Annotated in this window: 8 protein-coding genes and 2 pseudogenes; 8 read left to right on the top strand and 2 right to left on the bottom strand. The window is 36.9% G+C overall.

The features are described 5' to 3' along the window. Positions 1 to 24: 24 nt before the first annotated feature. The 8 genes and pseudogenes from IPK91_03040 (at position 25) to IPK91_03005 (ending at position 17,019) form a co-directional block, all read left to right on the top strand. A pseudogene (locus IPK91_03040) lies at positions 25 to 365 on the top strand (MmcQ/YjbR family DNA-binding protein). A 3-nt stretch (positions 366 to 368) separates the two neighbouring features. Next, positions 369 to 1,454, top strand: a complete 1,086-nt coding sequence (locus IPK91_03035; protein MBK8296263.1) for an FAD-binding oxidoreductase — start codon at positions 369 to 371, stop codon at positions 1,452 to 1,454. Positions 1,455 to 1,526: 72 nt separating this feature from the next. Then, positions 1,527 to 2,641 (top strand): annotated as a pseudogene (locus IPK91_03030) (Re/Si-specific NAD(P)(+) transhydrogenase subunit alpha). Continuing rightward, a complete protein-coding gene (locus IPK91_03025; protein MBK8296262.1) occupies positions 2,628 to 2,927 on the top strand; it encodes an NAD(P) transhydrogenase subunit alpha in 300 nt (99 codons plus the stop codon). Before IPK91_03030 ends, IPK91_03025 begins: the two are co-directional and overlap by 14 nt. Beyond that, positions 2,924 to 4,324 (top strand): NAD(P)(+) transhydrogenase (Re/Si-specific) subunit beta, encoded by a 1,401-nt coding sequence (locus tag IPK91_03020; protein MBK8296261.1) that lies wholly within the window; start codon positions 2,924 to 2,926, stop codon positions 4,322 to 4,324. Before IPK91_03025 ends, IPK91_03020 begins: the two co-directional genes overlap by 4 nt. Positions 4,325 to 4,748: 424 nt before the next feature. After that, the gene (locus IPK91_03015) at positions 4,749 to 5,108 is read left to right on the top strand and encodes a hypothetical protein (protein ID MBK8296260.1); all 360 of its coding nucleotides are present in this window, start codon (positions 4,749 to 4,751) and stop codon (positions 5,106 to 5,108) included. 33 nt (positions 5,109 to 5,141) lie between these two features. Beyond that, positions 5,142 to 11,429 (top strand): HYR domain-containing protein, encoded by a 6,288-nt coding sequence (locus tag IPK91_03010; GenBank protein MBK8296259.1) that lies wholly within the window; start codon positions 5,142 to 5,144, stop codon positions 11,427 to 11,429. A gap of 478 nt (positions 11,430 to 11,907) precedes the next feature. Continuing rightward, the gene (locus tag IPK91_03005; GenBank protein MBK8296258.1) at positions 11,908 to 17,019 is read left to right on the top strand and encodes a T9SS type A sorting domain-containing protein; all 5,112 of its coding nucleotides are present in this window, start codon (positions 11,908 to 11,910) and stop codon (positions 17,017 to 17,019) included. A gap of 182 nt (positions 17,020 to 17,201) precedes the next feature. Here IPK91_03005 and IPK91_03000 read toward each other — a convergent pair whose 3' ends face one another. Both IPK91_03000 and IPK91_02995 read right to left on the bottom strand, forming a co-directional pair. Further along, entirely contained in the window at positions 17,202 to 17,912 is a 711-nt protein-coding gene (locus IPK91_03000) for a S49 family peptidase (GenBank protein MBK8296257.1), read from the bottom strand. 19 nt (positions 17,913 to 17,931) lie between these two features. Further along, positions 17,932 to 18,978 (bottom strand): S49 family peptidase, encoded by a 1,047-nt coding sequence (locus tag IPK91_02995; protein ID MBK8296256.1) that lies wholly within the window; start codon positions 18,976 to 18,978, stop codon positions 17,932 to 17,934.

Here is an 18,978-nt window from a genome sequence, read left to right as displayed (position 1 = left end):
CGCATCTTTATTTAATTTTACCGTGTGAATATTGAATATTTCAGAAACTATTGTCTGGCTTTAGATTTTGTTGAAGAAGACTTTCCGTTCGGACCGGATGCTTTGGTTCTAAAACTTAAAGGTAAAATATTTGCGATTACCAATTTGAATGATGATACATTTAAAGTCAATTTGAAATCAGATCCCGAAAAGGCACTACAAATTCGTGAACAGTATGATGAAATTCAACCGGGCTTTCACATGAATAAAAACATTGGAACACCGTAAATTTTGAATCCAGACTTTCAGATAAATTTTTAATCGAACTTATTAATGATTCATATGAATTAGTGCGCAAATCCTTGCCTTTAAAAGAACGGTTTTAGTGTATGCAAGAAATAGATTATTTAATCGTAGGAAGTGGAATTGCGGGTTTATGTGTTGCGGAATGTTTGAATGCTGAAACCAAATCCTTTCTTATAATTGACAAGCAATTACCTGGTGCTGCTAGTATTGTTAGTTCAGGATTAATCAATCCCGTTACAGGGAAACGATTTGTCAAATCCTGGAATTTTAATGAAATTGAAGCAAGCTTTCGTACATTTTATAAAGACCTGGAAAAAAGACTTCAACTTGAATTTTTTTCAGAAATTCAATTGGTAGAGACTTTGCACTCTGCTGAAGATGAAAATCAATGGCTAAGCAGAACAAATGATCCAGACTATATAGAATATATGGGATCATTAGATACAAATAAAATCGAAGGTTATAAAAAAACAGGATCGGGGGTTTATGGAAAAATCAAAAAAGCATATCGTTTAGATGTTGAAAAACTATTGCCCAGATGGATTGAAATATTTAAGCAAGAAGATAAATTGATTCATGATTTATTTGATTACAGTACAATTCAAATTAAAGAACAATTTATTATTTGTAATACGATCAAAGTTAACAAAGCAGTTGTTTTTTGTGAAGGACATCGTTTGATAAATAATCCTTATTTTAATTGGCTTCCATTATTTTCTTTAAAGGGGGAGTGTTTAAAGTTTTATAGCAAAGGTTTGCCGCAAGATCAAGTTTATAAGTCATCTTATGCAATCGTCCCACAGGGAAATCATCGATTTTGGTGCGGTTCCAATTTTGGATTAGATGATTTGGATTCGGCCTGCACATCAAAGGAAATGACTAACCAATGGGATTTTGTCAAAGGACACATTGAAGCAGATGTGAAACTAATTGATCATTATGCGGGAATCCGACCCGCGATCAGAGACAGAAGGCCTGTGCTTGGATGCCACCCGGAAAATTCAAAATTGGTAGTTTTTGGTGGATTAGGCACTAAGGGATTTTCTATTGCTCCGTATTGTGGACTTGCTTTGAAAGAACATCTAATAAGTTCAAAACCACTTCCAAAAAGCATCCAAATAAGTCGATTTCTTAAAAAATACTATCAAAATCAGCCAGAATCTAAATAAACGGGCATAACTGAATTTTGACACCCCTTATTTTTTTAATTGGATTATTTTTGCAGCTCTAAAAAAAAGAACATGGTTCTTGGTATATTAAAGGAAATCAGAGAAGGCGAACAACGGGTGTCACTTAATCCACAAATTGCTAAACAATTTATAGACAAAGGCTTTCAGGTAAAACTTGAAAAATCAGCCGGTGTGGCCTCTTCCTATAGGGATCAGGATTATGAACATGTTGGAGCCAGTGTAGCAGCATCTAAAACAGAGTTGCTGCAATCTTGTGATCTTGTTGTTAAAATAAATCCTCCAGGAATGGATGAAATTAAGCAGGCCAAGCCTGGATTGGTGTGGTTGAGTTTGCTATATCACTTAACAAATACTGAATTAATTCAAGCCATAGCTGCTGCCAATCAATCTGCAATTTCAATGGATGCCATTCCCAGAATTTCAAGGGCACAGAGTATGGACGTATTGAGCTCTCAAAGTAATTTGGCTGGTTATAAAGCAGTTTTATTAGGTGCAGACCAAATGACAAGAGCATTTCCACTGATGATGACTGCTGCAGGCACGGTGACCCCAGCTAAAGTCCTGATTTTTGGAGTCGGTGTAGCAGGATTACAGGCCATCGCAACAGCAAAACGATTGGGTGCTGTTGTTGAAGCTACGGACGTTCGGGCAGAAACTAAAGAACAAGCAGAATCATTGGGAGCCAAATTTATTTCAGTTAAAGATGAAGGAGTTAAAACTGAAGGCGGTTATGCCAAAGAGGTCACTCCAGAATACTTGGCAAAACAGAAAGAAGCTGTAAATAAGAGTTTATTTAATGCAGATTTAGTAATAACGACTGCCTTGATTCCAGGTAAAAAAGCGCCCCTTTTAATCAGTGCCGACCAAGTGTCAAAAATGAAATACGGGGCAGTCATTGTAGATATGGCCGCTGAACAAGGAGGTAATTGTGAATTAACTCAGGATGGAAAAGTAATCATTGAACATGGAGTCAAGATTGTTGGAATCAATAATCTGGCATCCAGTTTAGCAACAAATGCCAGTGAACTGTATGCAAAAATGTATTCAATCTGTTGATGCACCTTGCGTCAAAAGATGGATTTAAAAATGATCGAGAAGAAGAAATAACCAAATCGACCTTAATTGTTGAAAACGGAAAATACTTAGAGCCTAATGCAAATAATTGAATTTATTAGTACCCACATTCAAACCATTTACCTGGTTATCTTAATGATATTTGTAGGAATCGAGTTGATTTCACATGTGCCGTCAGTTTTGCATACCCCTTTGATGTCTGGTGCCAATGCAATCCATGGTGTTGTGATCATTGGAGCGATCATCGTAATGGGTCAAGCGGAAGAAACGCTTCATTTGATTTTGGGCTTTATTGCTGTGATACTTGGTACACTCAATGTTGTAGGAGGATTTGTGGTTACAGATCGCATGTTGGAAATGTTTAAGAAAAAGAAATGATGGAGCATTTATTGGAGGTAATTTATTTGATAGCAGCCGTCACCTTTATGATTGGCTTGAAAATGTTAAGTAAACCAGATTCTGCAAGAAAAGGCAATGGAATTGCGGCGTTTGGAATGGTTCTGGCCATTTTTGCAACCATTTTCATCTACCGGGATGCCAACGGGATGCATCTTAAAAATTTAATTTGGATTTTCCTGGCGCTGCTTATAGGCACCGTGATCGGATATTTGATGGCAAAACGGGTCCAAATGACTGCCATGCCTCAAATGGTGTCTTTTTTTAATGGCATGGGTGGAGCCTGTGCAGCAATCATATCAATTATTGAATTTGGGCATTTGGAACATGGATTGCCCGAAGATTTTTCTTCTAAAATCACCATCATTCTTGCAGGGCTTGTAATTGGAACGGTTTCATTTGCTGGAAGTATGATTGCATTTGGTAAACTAGAAGGAAAAATCAATGATTACAGTGTTCCCGGACAGCAATTTTTTAATGTCGGCTTGTTATTGGCAATTTTTATAAGCTCCATTTTATTCGGAACGGGTATAATAAGTGGAAGTTTATGGTTTTATAGCATCCTGAGCCTTTCTGTTTTATACGGCTTGCTGTTTGTATTTCCAATTGGAGGTGCCGATATGCCGGTGGTGATTTCACTCTTAAATTCATTTACAGGAGTTGCAGCAGCATGCGGTGGATTTTTATACGACAATTACGTAATGCTCATAGGAGGGATCTTAGTAGGTTCAGCGGGGACTATATTGACTGTTGCAATGTGTACAGCCATGAATCGGTCTCTACTCAATGTGTTGGTGGGTAATTTTGGTGGCAATGCCGCAGCTGTTGGAGGAAGTTCGAGTCAGGGGTCAACCAAAGAAATCTCCCTATCAGATGCTTCGGTTTTAATGAAATATTCTAAAAAAGTAGTGATTGTACCTGGATATGGATTGGCGGTGGCACAAGCGCAACATATTTGCCATGAATTGGAGTCCATTCTGGAAGAAGAAGGCGTTGATGTAAAATACGCCATTCATCCGGTTGCTGGACGTATGCCTGGTCACATGAATGTTTTGTTGGCCGAGAGCAATGTGAGTTACGACCGTTTAATTGAAATGGAAGAAATAAACCCAGAGTTTTCATCTACGGATGTGGTGTTGGTGGTAGGGGCCAATGATGTGGTCAATCCAGCCGCCAAAACGGATCCTTCAAGTCCAATCTACGGAATGCCCATTTTAGAAGTGGAAGATGCAAAAAACATCATCATACTGAAAAGGTCTATGAAAGCAGGGTATGCCGGTATTGATAATGAACTTTTTTATAAGCAAAAAACATACATGCTTTTTGGGGATGCGAAAGATTCATTGACAAAATTGGTAAGCCAAATCAAAGCTAGTTAACCATTCAGGGTACTATCATAAAGAAAGGAGCTTTAAGATTTTATTAAGGAATCCCATCAAAAATTGCCTTAAATGGCTTTTCAGAACACTAAAGTTAAAAATATATTTTTAATTAATTGTATATCAAGCATTTAATTAATAAAAAAAATTAATAAATATTTCTTGTATTTGAATATTGCTTATATATTTGCAATGGAATAGTGCGGAAGCGTCTATGCCTCTTTGTTTTTAACCAAACTCATGACTTTCATCTACCGGACGAAGCAACCTCTAGATTAAGTCTTTTCATGTTTCTACCATTTCTTGACCCTTGTCAAGGAATGTTGCGTTTGTGTTATACACAGATTGGCCTAGTGGCATTTCAAACAATTTCTAATTAAATTATTTAAAAAATCGATCTCATGAATGGTTTGAAATTTATCCTATGTTTATTTACATTGATCAGTTTTCTGCGATCAATGCTCAAAAAGCCGTGTTACCTGCATTAAAGGACAATCAATCGGCTAAAGTTTTAATTACCAATGAAATTAGCAACATTGAAGGATCCTTAAAATCAAATCCAAGTAAAGACCTTACTGATAAATTGGATTTGTTTAAGTTGGCCCTCGAATTCTTAGATGAGCCTTCTATTATTAAAACGACAACGGAATATGCAATTACTTCTGCTTTTTTAAATAATGAAGTAGATAAAGCTGGAGTGCCAGATCAGATTGCGTTCGAACGATTTTATAAAAAAGTTTGGAATCAAAATTTTATCGATCTAATAAACTTAGTTAAGCTTTAATCCCATTTTCAATAAGACTCTTAATTCAATCTCATGAATAATTTTTTAGCGAAGAATTTTAAGATTAATATAAGCACCCTGTTGCTTGTTTTATCTTCTTCTCTTTATTTATCTGCTCAGACTTTTACCGGAAGTATCATAAATACTGCTGGTAATAGTGCGATTCCTTCAACTGGGACAGGAGGCTGCACCGTTGCACCTCAAACAACTGGAGGAACTCTTTTTAATAATGTCGTATCTGGATTATCAGGCACTTGCGTGCGCTTATCAAGCATACAGGTGAACTTTACACACACCTTTGATTCCGATATAGATATGTACTTAAGAAGTCCAACAGGACAAATTATTGAACTATCTACAGATAATGGAGCTGGTAATGATAATTTTACCAACACCATTTTTTGTGATACTTCATGTGTAAATATAACAGCAGGAGCACCACCTTATACAGGAATCTTTAAACCTGAAGGTACTTTAACCGCTTCTGCTTGTGGTGTTACAATTACTCCAACGGTCCAATCTTTAAATGCATTTACTGCTGCAAATGGTACCTGGCAATTGGTGATTTTTGATGATGTGGGTGCTGATATGGGTGTGATGTTGGCATGGTCCATGAATTTTGAAAACATTGCAGACATTGTTGGTCCAGTTGGAACGACCATTGTTCCAATGGCTCCAGGAACCTGCACTCCGCTGGGAGGAATTGCCTGTTTAGCTCCAGTAATTACGAGTTGTGCAAGAACAAACAACGGTATTTTTTATTCTTTAGCAAATCTTACAAATCAATTTGATAAATGTGCTTATACCCGTTGCAATGGTACCGTAACATTTCCAGGTGCCGGAGCATATCGGATATTCTGGTTGAGTTTAAATGGATGCGCCATCGATACGGCTCGTCAATTTGTAACAGTTTTGGATGCAGAACCCCCAACAATTATGGGTTGTCCGAAAGCCGTAAACATTAACCTGGGACCAGGAGAATGCGAAGCCGCATGGGATGCACCTCCTTTTATGGCAATGGATAATTGTCCATTTGCAGGACCACTAACAACTTCACCTGGATGTAATCTTGGTGCAAATAACTTTCTGACTGCTACTGGCTTTAATATTGGATTGATGTTTAGTATTCAAAATACCAGTACTCAAGTAATGCGAGTTAGAGGGCTTAGTTTTATGCCTTATACAGGTTTTGGTGATATCTATAGAGTTTATACAACGATCGCAAATACTAATTATTTGCCAGTTGCAAATAATCCTGCGGCTTGGGTTCAAGTTGCCAATGATATGATGAAAGCAGGCCAAAATGTGTTTCCACCTCCTAATCCAAGATTATTGACGCAATTTAATTTGACAACTACAATTAATATTCCTCCAGGAGAAACTAGAGGGATGGCAATTTATGGGGGGCCTGTTAGTGTTTCTCAGTATTATGTCAATGCGATTGCCCCTTGCAGTACAACAACATTGCAAGGTGATGCTAACTTAAAAATCGATGTAACAAATGGTCGGGTACAATATGGTGTTGGTTATTTTATAGTTGCTGGTACTTTTAATGCCAGAATGTTTAATGGGAATGTAGATTACTCCTTAGGTTCTGATTTAATTCCTTTAGTACAAACTTGTGGTCAACCCTACGGCCCGGGTTCTTACTTTCCAATTGGTTGTAAAACTCTTTGTTATGAGGCGACTGATGCAGCTGGAAACAAAACCACCTGCCAGTTTGATGTATGCGTGATTCCTTACGCAAACACTGTAAATTTCCTTGCTTGTCATGATGAAATTCAAATAAGTCTAGATCAAAATTGTTCAGCAACAATTGGCGCTGATGAAGTATTATCAGGAGGACCTTATCGTTGTTTTACAGATTATACTGTAGAAGCAAGAGATTGGATTACGAATGCCATAGTAGATCGTCAGCCAAATGTTCCTGGAGTCCAGGTTTCATCTCAAGACATTGGCAGGGAATTGAAATTAACTGTTAGAGATCCAAGAACTGGAAACAGTTGTTGGGGACACGCTACGGTTGAAGATAAATTACCACCTACTCTGATTTGTAGAGACACCTGCGTTCCTTGTCATTCAGGAATAACTCCATTTTATACAGGAACTCCTGTTGTAAGAGAAAATTGCAGCAGTTATTCTTTGACTTATTACGATGATGATACTCAAGGAAGTTGTGCGCTTGGATACGATCGTATTATTATTCGTGTTTGGACTGCCACAGATCCTTATGGCAACAGATCCAGATGCAATCAAAGAATTCAAGTCGCCTTAGGTACACTTGCGGATGTAGCTGTTCCAGCAAGTAGAGATAATGTCGATGCTCCTATGTTGAATTGTAATGAGAAAATTTACGATAAAGATGTTACTCCTCATTACTTAGCATACCCATATTGTGTTGATGGCTACTTGTTAGACTCCGCACATTGGTTTGCAACTGGTGGTTTCTTGCCAAGTCCTAATGGTGACTTAGCTGGAGAGCGTTTACCAAGAATTTTGGGTTGGAATTGTTTGGATGCAGGTCCATTTACTGGACATCCAAGTCCATTCCCAGTGTATTATCCTGCACACCCAAGCTGGAGAGCAAACAATCCAGTATGTTGGGGTCCAGATGAGGTAGTTATGTGGGAAGGAACAGGCTATCCTGGAAATGCAGCTTGTAGAAATTTAGGTGTAACCTATAATGATATTACAATTGATCTTAGAACACCGGGTTGCGATGCAGGTCCTATTGGATGTTATAAAATCATCCGTCAATGGACTGTTGCAGATTGGTGTACAGGCTTAATTGGAGGTCACAATCAAATTATTAAAGTTGGCGATGGCTTTGGACCAGAAATTCTATATCCAGATACAGTGAATGTAAACATGGAAGTATGGACTTGTACTGGCCGTTGGGAAGTTCCACCAGCTTGGTTAAGAGATAATTGTAGCAATGAAATTCATTATTCTGTAAGAGTAGATGATGGTACCGTTTTAGGTGATGAAACCAATGGTTATGTAGTAATAAATATGCCTGTAGGCATCCAATATGGTTATATCGTTGCTACTGATTGCTGCGGAAACCAAACTAAGAAAAGAATTGCATTAAACGTATTTGATAACGTTCCACCAATTGCAGTTTGTGAACAAAAAACAATTGTAAGTATCAATGGAAATCAGTCACCTGGTGAAAATTTTGCAAAAGTTTTCGCAGAGTCATTTGATCAGGGAAGTTTTGATAATTGCCAGCCTCATATCTTTTTTAAAGTGATCCGTATGGATCAATTAAGAGGTACAAACAACGGTAGCAATGCAAATCAAGCTGATAATGGAACAAATTGTGCCGGAATTAATGGCGACGATAATTCATTGTTAGATGGCAATCAAATTTATTTTGATGACCATGTTAAATTCTGTTGTACAGATGTTGGAAATACAGTTATGGTTGTATTCCGTGTGTTTGATCGTGAACCAGGCGCAGGTCCAATTCCACCAAACCGTATGAATCAAGGAGGTGTTTTATTCAACCGTTTCAGCGATTGTATGGTTGAAGTAGAAGTACAAGATAAAAGTGTACCTACAGTAGTTCCACCACCAAATATCGTAGTAAGCTGCTGGTTCTGGTTTGACGTTGATAAAATTGACGATCCAAACGATCCTACTTTTGGTAGAGTAGTTACAGATCTTTCAGATAGACATAAAGTAGTTACCAATGACTTAGTATGTTACAAATACTGCGTACGTAATGATTATACTGGTTATTTAGGATATGTACCTGGTGCATCACCATCAAACCCACCAGCTTGGAACAGAGCTTGTGATTACTATAGAAGCTTGTTTGATACAGCTCATTATGACAGAAAATATGAATTGGTTTGGGGATTTGACGGATACGTATTAAGCGCATGCGGCAATACTCCAACCATCAGTGTAAATGATAACAGAGAGTGCGGTCAGGGTCAAATTACCCGTACGATCGTAGCTCGTGGACCAAATGGTATTAGCGTAACAGGAACTCAGATTATCTGGGTTGTTGATTGCGATCCATTCTATATCAATGGAGCAGACAATTGCGATCCTGATGATGACATTACCTGGCCAGGAAACTGTACAGGTCAAGCAACTACAATTGATGGTTGTGGAGCTGATATCAGCCCAGACAATCCATTATTAGGAAGACCTGTTGTAGAAAACGGAGCAGATGATCTTTGTGCATTAATCAGTATCGAGTATGTGGATGAAATATTCACAATCGAACCAGATGCTTGCTTCAAAGTATTACGTCATTGGACAGTAATTGACTGGTGTCAATACGATCCAAGCATCGATCCAGAAAATGGTCGTTGGGAATATTTACAGATTATAAAAGTACATGACACTGATAAACCAGTTGTAAGTATCAGCGTTGGAGACTGCGAACCAGCAGTTAAAAATGCAACAGACAACATTTGTTATGGTCACATCAGCTTAACAGCAGATGCAACAGATAACTGTAGCCCATTGGATTGGTTATTCTATGACTATAAAATTGATTTATTCAATGATGGTATTGGAGTTCATTCAGGCTATGACTATAAAGTAGGTCCATTAACTCGTAAAGAGTTTGCTGCTGGTCGTACGCCATTGTTCCACCATAACCCAGCTGCTGACGATGAAAACAATCCATTCGATGCAAGTGGTAACTATCCAGTTGGTATCCATAAGATCTGCTGGTTTGTAGAAGACGGTTGCGGAAACATTGGAACCTTATGCCAATTATTTGAAATCAAAGATTGCAAAGCACCAACACCATATTGTTTGACTGGAGTAATTACAGTACCAATGCCAGCGAGCAAGTGTGTTACAATCTGGGCAAAAGATTTAGACAGAGGAAGCTTTGACAATTGTACAGATCAAGATGACTTATTATTCTATTTCAATGGAGATCCAAATGCAACAAGCATTACAATATGCTGTGACGATTTCGTAGCAGCAGGAGCAAATGATGAGTTGTTGGTAGATGTTCAAATGTGGGTAGAAGACGAAGAAGGAAATACTGACTACTGCAAAACAGTAATCATAGTACAAGACAATCAGGATATTTGTCCTAATACAGGAAGTGCAAAAGGAAGAATTTCTGGTGAATTTAAAACAGAAGATAATCAAGGAACTGAGTTGGTAGCATTAGGAATTTATGATCCGAATACGATGATGCGTCAAATCATTACTGGTCAAGATGGTAAATATTTATTTGGGGATTTAAAACCAAATACATACAGTATTACACCTGACAGAAATGATAATCCATTGAATGGAGTATCCACTAAGGATATTGTTAAGATTCAAAGACATATTCTTGGAATTGAGACTTTAAACAGTGGTTACAAAATGATTGCAGCGGACGTTAATAACAGTGCAGCAATTACTGCTTCAGACGTATCTGAAATCAGAAGGTTAATCCTTGGAGTTACAAGCAACTTCTCTAAAGTGAAATCATGGACTTTTGTACCTAAATCTTATGTATTTGGTTCAAATCCATTCATTGCACCAAGGGATTCAAGATTAACTATCACCGGAGTAGAAAACTTCCTTGAAGACTTTGTAGCCGTTAAAATGGGTGATGTAACAACTGACGCCAGAGGTCACAACGTTGCAGGAAGCAGCAGCAGAAATAATGGTAAATTACATTTAGAAGTTGACAACAACGTAACGGTTGCTGGTGAGCTTTATAAAGTAGCTTTCAAATCAAGCGACTTTACAAATATCGCTGGATACCAGTTTACATTGAAATTCGATCGTCAAGCATTAGCATTCGAAGGAATCGAAGCAGGTGCATTGAATGTTGATGAGTCAAACTTTGGAACAACTCAAGTAAGCAACGGTATTTTGACTACTAGCTGGGATAGCAAAGTAGCTCAAAGTGTTGATGCAAATGCAACCTTATTCACAGTTGTATTCCGCGCAAGTAGCCAGTCAAACATTGGAAGCTTGTTAGCAATTACAAGTGACGTAACGACTGCAGAAGCTTATGATGCTCAATTGAGCACAAAAGACATCAGCTTAGGCGTACGTACAGAAAAAGGTGTGGTAGAAAGTGGCGTATTCGAATTGTATCAAAACAGTCCGAACCCATTTGCTAAAGAAACTGTAATCTCTTACAGACTTCCACAAGCAGGTGCTGCTAAATTGAGTATCTATGACGTAACCGGCAAGGTATTGAGAGTATTTGAACTCAATGGCGTAAAAGGAATGAATACTGTTAAAGTACAGAAATCAGAATTGAACGCTACTGGAGTATTATACTATCAGTTAGATGCCGCTGACCATACAGCAACTAAAAGGATGGTAGTTATAGAATAAATTTGAAAATTTAATTGAATATAGAAAGGCGGTCTAATGACCGCCTTTTTTTTTGGCATGAATTTGGTATTTAATTATCTGAATTCTTCTTTAAGGCATTTTCTACCAGAAACAGGTAGGTAAATGCTTTATAAATAAGTTTAATACCGCTTTCTTTCTGGAAGGCAATTACCAAGGGGTCTGCATATATTACAGATCAATCTTCATAGGTATTAAATATTCCATAAAAAAAAATGTATTTATTTTCTTGCAGGCTCTATGCAAATCATGCATCATTGTGCTGTCACTCAAACAAAAATGCTTGATAGCTTAACACACGATCAAGTATAAAAAGATCAGAATTTTCTGATTTCTGATCAATGAGAAACATTTAATACCAGTCTACTCATCACTCCATTTTTGGATCGCGTGCTTATATGCGTTTCTGAAAATCGGCGAAGCAATTATTGATTTACAAATAAATCCAAATTTCTATTGTATGAATAGACTAAGTTTACTATTAATGTGGCATAAAAAGGTGTCGTTACTTTTTATCGCTATTACACTTTCACTCGCTGTTAAAGCAGGGATCGTGTTTGACGGCAGTCCGGGCACTGGAGCCCCACCACCTACATTAGGTGGATTAACTATGATACCGGTACCTGTTGATAACAGACCGTTATTTGCTAATGAAAGTTTTATTAGCGTATCTAATTCATGTCCAGCTCAAATCAACTTTGGTGCATCTATGAATCACCGCAGGATTGGAAATGGTTGGGCAACATGGAGCCATGGGTATACAGGCGATGTGTATTATAACAATGGTGTGACTACCACAGTTATTACACTCCCTGCTTGTTCACGTGGTGTTTATTTTTATGTGGAACCGGATCCATTTGGATTTTTTGATGTTTCGGCATCAGCAAATGATGGAACAACTTCTGGAAATATATCAGTTGATGGTTTCGGAGGTGCTCATTATGTTGGTTTTTACACAACAAGTTCTTCTTGCTTATTGACCACGATCACAATTACATCTACAGTAGAATTTGCTATTGGCGAATTTGCTACAAATGTAAATTATGATGTAAACAATGGTGCATTGGCATGTAATGACAATGTGCAAATTAGTTTAGGTGTTGATTGTCAAGCGACAATTTCTCCGGAAATGATTTTGGAAGGTGAAAAAACACCAATTTGTCCTTGTGATTATGTTGTTGTTGCAAGAGATTGGAATACAAATAAAGTGATCGATGTTGATCCAAATACTCCTGGAACTCAGATTGGTGTTGATCAGATTGGTACTACGTTAAAAATCACTGTTACCGATCCTTTCACAGGAAATTCTTGTTGGGGAAAAGCATATATTGAAGACAAGTTGCCACCAACACTTACCTGTCCGGACAATGTGACTATTGAGTGTTTTGAGGATATTTCACCTCGTTCAACAGGTGAGCCAACAGTATATGAAGGTTGTGGAATTTACACATTGACATATAAGGATGTAGTGACTAAAGGCTCTTGCAATTTAGGTTATGATAAAGTAATAACAAGAACGTTTACTGCAGTTGATGAAACTGGTAATAAATCTACTTGTGTTCAGTTTATCACGGTTAGCTTAGGAAATCTTAACAATTTATATTATCCATTAAATTACGATGGATTGGTATTGCCAGGACACACCTATGCTTTAAAATGTGACGAGAAAATTGATAAAAACAAGGATATCACACCGCATTTATTAGATGCACCAACCTGTGTTGATGGATATTTGTTGGATTCTGCATATTGGCTTTCAACTAGTTTAAGAGTTCCTAAAAAACTTGGTTGGAACTGTTTGGATTACGGTCAATACATAGGCCATCCAAATCCACATGCGATCTATTATCCTGCTAAACCAGGATGTTGGGGAGACAACGAATTTGTTATGTGGGAAGGTACAGGAGAACCTGGTAATGCAGGTTGCTCAAATATTGCGGTAACTTTCAGAGACATTCGTATTGATATTTCCAAACCTGGTTGCGATGCAGGACCGGTTGGATGTTATAAAGTATTACGTGTATGGACATTGTTGAATTGGTGTACAGGAGAGGTTAAAGACACCAATCAAATTATTAAAGTAATGGACAATGTTCCACCTAAAATATTATACCCGGATAGTCTGGTGGTTAGCACAGATCCATGGAGATGCGAAGGTCGTTGGGACGTCGCACCAGCATGGTTAGCTGACAATTGCTCTAATGAAATTCACTACACAATTCGTGTAGAGGATGGCACAGTATTAGGCAATGACAAATCAGGTTATGTCGTGGTAAATCTTCCTCTTGGTATCCAAAACGCTTATATTGTTGCAGAGGACTGTTGCGGTAATGTTACCGAGAGACGTATAGTCCTTGACGTTCAAGATAATACTCCTCCAAATGCAGTTTGTGATCAAAAAACTGTAGTCACCATTTCTGGTACTCAAAGCCCTGGTGACAACACAGCGAAAGTTTTTGCAGAAACTTTTGATGATGGTTCTTTTGATAACTGTTCTGCTCATTTGTCCTTTAAAGTAATCCGTATGGATGAACTGTTAGGAACGAATAATGGAAGTACTAAAGATAATACTGCAACCTGTAATGGCGTAAACGGAGATGATGATCTACGTGAACTCGGAAATCAGGTTTACTTTGATGATTATGTAAAATTCTGTTGTGCAGATGTTGGTAAATCCATCATGGTTGTATTCAGAGTTTATGATGTAAGCACTGGAGCAGGCCCAGTTCATCCAAATGCAATGAATCAAGGTGGCTATTTATTCGGTCATTTTAGCGATTGTATGGTTGAAGTAGAAGTACAGGATAAAAGTATCCCGACTGTTGTAGCTCCACCTGATATCGTAATCAGTTGTAATTTCTGGTTTGATGTCAATACATTAGGCAATCCAAATGATGCAACTTTTGGTAAAGTTGTTAATGATTTAGCATGGAGATCAAAAGTGAAAACTTCAGATATTGTATGCCCATATTTTTGCCAAAAGAATTTAATCACAGGATATCCTGGTGGTATAGCTGGCAGACCAGCAAGTTTACAAACTGCTGCTGATAAAGCTTGTGATGCATATACAACTTTATTTAATCCTGCTCATCCTGATAACAAGTATGATATTGTTTGGGGATTTGATGGATATGTCTTGTCTTCTTGTAATGTTACCCCTTTAATTAACGTTAGGGATTTAAGGGTTTGTGGACAAGGTAGAATTTTAAGAGATGTAACGGCTAAAGGTCCAAATGGAGTTATAATTACAGCTACTCAAACAATTTGGGTTGTAAACTGTGATCCATTTTATGTAAATAGAGGAAATAACTGTGACCCAAATGACGATATTATCTGGCCTGATTGCCAAGGTTTAGGAACAACCATTGATGGTTGTGGTGCCGATATCAGCCCTGACAATCCAAAATTGGGTAGACCTGAAATTGTAAATGGTGCAAGAAATCATTGCAATTTGATTGCTATTGAACCTTTTGATGAGATCTTTACTATCGAACCAGACGCATGTTATAAAATATTGCGTAAATGGATTGTAATTGACTGGTGTCAGTATGATCCAAATATTGATCCTGAAAAAGGACGTTGGGAGTTTACTCAGATCATTAAAGTTAGAGATCAGGTAAAACCTATAGTTACTTGTAACGTTGGAAATTGTGAACCAGCTGTTTATAGCACTAGCTTGCAATCATGTGTTGGTCATATAAATTTAACAGTTACAGCTACCGATTCATGTACACCAAACGATTGGTTATTGGTTGAGTATAAATTAGATGCTTTCAATAACGGAACATTTGATTACAATGTTGGTAAATTAACTTTGAAAGAGTACAATCAAGGAATTAAACCGACACTGCACAACAATCAGTTTGCTGACAATCCAAATAATCCATTTGATGCAAGCGGTGTATATCCTATTGGTGTTCACAGAATTTGCTGGTACGTTGAAGATGGTTGTGGAAATATTGGTCAGTGCTGTACTTTGTTTGAAGTTAAAGACTGCAAAGCACCAACACCATATTGCTTGACAGGAATTATTACAGTTCCAATGCCAACTACAGGTTGTATTGATATCTGGGCAAAGGATCTTGATTTTAATAGTTCTGATAACTGTACTCCAAGAAATAAATTGAAATTCTATTTTGATGGTGATACAGCTAAAAGAAGTATTCGTGTATGTTGTGATGATTTCGTTAGACAACAAAAATCAGATGAATTGAGTATTTCAGTTCAAGTTTGGGTTGAAGACGAAGAAGGAAATAAAGACTATTGTGTTACAACAGTTATTGTACAGGACAATCAAAATATTTGTCCTAATCCTCCAACTGCAAATACTGGAAATGTGAACGGTTTGATTCGTACTGAAAACGGAGACCTCACTGCAAAGGCAGGAGTAGAATTGTACAATAAAAATTTATTGACAAGAGAAACAACTACCAATAATTCAGGTTCATATTTATTTGGAGATTTATCATTGAATACAGAGTATCAATTGAAATCTAAGAGAAATGATGAAGCTGCAAATGGAGTTTCTACTGCAGACATTGTTAAAATTCAAAGACACATTCTTGGAATTGAAGAATTGGCTTCTCCTTACAAATTGATAGCAGCGGATGTAAACAAATCCAATTCTATTACTGCATCAGATATTTCTGAAATCAGAAAACTGATATTAGGTATTAATGCAGAGTTTACTAAGGTGCCATCTTGGGCAATTATTCCATCTGATTATGTGTTCGTGACACCAAAACAACCATGGGACTATTCATCTGAAAAGACCTTTGTTACTTTGAGTCAATCAAGTAAAGTTGATTTCATAGCAGTTAAAATGGGAGATGTTAACAATACTGCAAATGCAAGCAATGCAAATGGAAATGCAAGTACCAGAAGTGGATCTAGCTTAAATCTGTTTGTTGATGAAAAACAACTTGTTGCTGGTGAAAGCTATACCATGGATATTAAAGCAATGGATTTTAATAACGTAAACGGATTTCAGTTTACCTTGAATTTTGATCCTGCTGTTTTATCATTTGATGGATTTGAGTCAAATGCAGTAGCTGTTGATGCATCTAATTTTGGAACTGTTAAATCTGAAAATGGTTTGTTGACCATGAGTTGGGATGCAAAACAAGCAATGACTTTAGATGAAAGTCAAATTTTATTCAGCTTGAAATTTAATGTGCTTGCCAATTCAGATAACAGTAAGTTGTTTGCAATTACAAGTGATATTACAGCTGCAGAAGCTTACAATAACAAACTTGACACGAAGTCTGTTAAATTAAGTGTGCGTTCTGGCAAATCTATTGTTGAGTCAAGTATGTTTGAGTTATATCAAAATGCTCCAAACCCATTTGACAAAATAACAGAAATAAGTTTCAGAATGGCTGAAGATGCAACTGCAAATTTGAGCATTTATGATGTTACTGGTAAAGTTATTTACATCAAACAATTAAATGCTCAGAAAGGCTTGAATACAATAAAAGTTGAACGTGCTGACTTAAATGGAGCCGGTATGTACTACTACCAATTGGATTCAGGAAATCATACTGCAACGAAGCGTATGGTGATTATCGAGTAATTCAGGTTTAATTTTAAATTAAAATACAAACAGCCCTTGCAAACAGTTGTGAGGGCTGTTTTTATTTTATGCAATTCCTAACATAAAATCAAACGTCTCGAAATATTCAGTTTTATTTAGAATATATATATACTAGAATTAAAGTTTAATCAATGCTTTTGGATCAAATCAATTAAAATCCTTTAATTACTAAAAACAAAGGGAAGTTTCATGTGGTAGCCTTTCTGTGATTTCCAATATTTAAATTCAGTATAGTACGGATATAATTCGGACATTTCTGACTTTAATATGGATTTTGTCAATACTTCACTTTGATCCTCTTTTTTTCCTTGGATTGCATCGATCCATTTCTGCATCGGATCTTTTTGCGTTGGGAATTCTGAAATTCTATATTTGTCGATAGAGGCCATTCTTGAAGCACAAAGTATTGCATCTTTTAATTCCCCTAAAGCATCAACAAGTCCGATTTCAATTGCTTTTGTACCGCTCCAAATCCTTCCTTTTGCAATTTCCTGAACTTTCTCTATTTCTAATTTACGGCCTTCGGAAATTACAGAAATAAAGCGATTGTACGTTTCACTAATGTTTTCTTGCAAAATTCTGGCCTCATCAGTTCCCCATGGTAACATTACATTAAACTTGCAGGCCATTGAGCCAGTGCCCACAGTATCAATGTCAATGCCCATTTTATCCCCACTAATTTTTGTGAAATTAGGAATGAGTGCAAAAACCCCAATGGATCCAGTTAAGGTATATGGATTTGCAAAAATACTGTCAGCATGGCAAGCAATATAATAGCCTCCGGAAGCTGCATAGTTACCCATACTCACAACTACAGGTTTTCCAGCAGCCCGTATTAAATCTATTTCTTTAAGAATTTCATCACTAAGCATGGCACTGCCCCAGGTGAATTTACTCGCAATACCATAGCTTTAATGCTTTTGTAGTCCGGATATCTCTGAATATTTTGATATATTTTCTACCAATTTGGCCTTCTTCTCCACTGGCATCAGTAATGTCACCTTCTGCATACACTACAGCAATTCGATTTGAACTGGAATAATCTTCATTCTTTGATTTAGATGTTTCAAAATAATCTTCTATAGATATAAAATTCATCTTGTCAGATTCTTGAAGTCCGATTTTACTTCTCATATTGGCATAAACATCTGACTCATAAGCAATAGAATCAATGAGTTTATTTGAAAGCGCTAGTTTAGGTGAATAACATTTATATAAATCAAATAAATTTTGCAATTCATTTTTATCTATAGTTCGGGAATTAGCTATTTCTTTTAAATACTCTTGATATTCACTCTGAAGGAACTCCCTAAGTTGCAGTCTGTTTTGTGCAGACATTTTATTAAATCGAAATGGTTCTGTTGCACTTTTAAATTCACCGGCATAATAAATATTAAAATCAATTCCTAGTTTATCAAACAATTCCTTAAAATGGGGTACCGATGCTTGGAATCCTTTTAAATCAATAAATGTATATGGATGTGCATAAATTGATTGAGCTACAGATTGCAGATAATAACTTTTGTGATCTATAAATTGAGCATACGTCACAATGAATTTACCGGAGTTTTTAAATTCCAATAATGCATCACGGATCACTTTTAAGCTTGCATATGGATGATTGAATCCACTTCCTTGAAGATAGATGCCTTTAATATTGCCATCAGTTGTGGCATTTTTAATTGCTCTGGTTAAGTCGTGCAAACCAATGCTGATTGAATTATCCAGATTAAAATTTTGCAAGGGTCTATTATTGGACTGTTCTGGTAATTCATCTGGAATTACTAGCCTAAGAATGGAATTTGCCTGAACATGTTTTGAGGCTTTAGAAGTTGCCATAAACGTTGAGCCAATACCAGCAAAAACCAATATTAATACAATCAATGCTAATAAAGTACCCAAACATGAAGAAAGAATGGAGCCTAAGAATTTTTTCAT

It is taken from the genome of Saprospiraceae bacterium (genome assembly GCA_016712145.1).
In the GTDB taxonomy this organism is placed as follows: Bacteria; Bacteroidota; Bacteroidia; order Chitinophagales; family Saprospiraceae; genus Vicinibacter.
Note: the sequence above shows the minus strand (reverse complement) of the source record. Positions and strands in the feature narration are given on the sequence as shown.